A 590-nucleotide genomic window follows, 5' to 3' on the forward strand; every position below is an offset into this window, starting at 1 on the left:
GATAGGAGCCCAGGAATAATTATTCAAAAAGGTTAAAGTAAGAAATTACTTTATTCTCAAATAAAATAAGCTATTAAGGGCTAATGGTGGATGCCTAGACTGTAAGAGGCGATGAAGGACGTACTAGGCTGCGATAAGCTTTGGGGAGCCGCCAAGAGGCATTGATCCAGAGATTTCCGAATGGGACAACCCAGCATATAGCGATATATGTTATCCCTTAGGGGAGGCGAACGTGGTGAAGTGAAACATCTCAGTAACCACAGGAAGAGAAATCAACAGAGATTCCGTTAGTAGCGGCGAGCGAACGCGGATTAGGGCAAACCCTATGCTTGCATAGGGGGTTGTAGGACCATAACATGAGACTAAAGAAGATAGTAGAAGTAGTTGGAAAGCTACAGCATAGAAGGTGATACTCCTGTATACGAAATTTTCGATAGCTCTATTGGTATCCTGAGTAGGACGGAACACGTGATATTTTGTCTGAATCCGGGGGGACCACCCTCCAACCCTAAATACTACGTTGGAGGGTGGTCCCCCCGGATTCAGACAAAATATCACGTGTTCCGTCCTACTCAGGATACCAATAGAGC

1 rRNA gene is annotated in these 590 nt (G+C 45.1%); it reads left to right on the plus strand.

The annotated features are described in order from the left end of the window. Nucleotides 1–63: 63 nt before the first annotated feature. Nucleotides 64–590: ribosomal RNA gene (locus B0174_RS12330) — 23S ribosomal RNA — on the plus strand; the annotation flags it as partial.

Source organism: Arcobacter caeni (genome assembly GCF_003063245.1).
Lineage (GTDB): Bacteria > Campylobacterota > Campylobacteria > Campylobacterales > Arcobacteraceae > Aliarcobacter > Aliarcobacter caeni.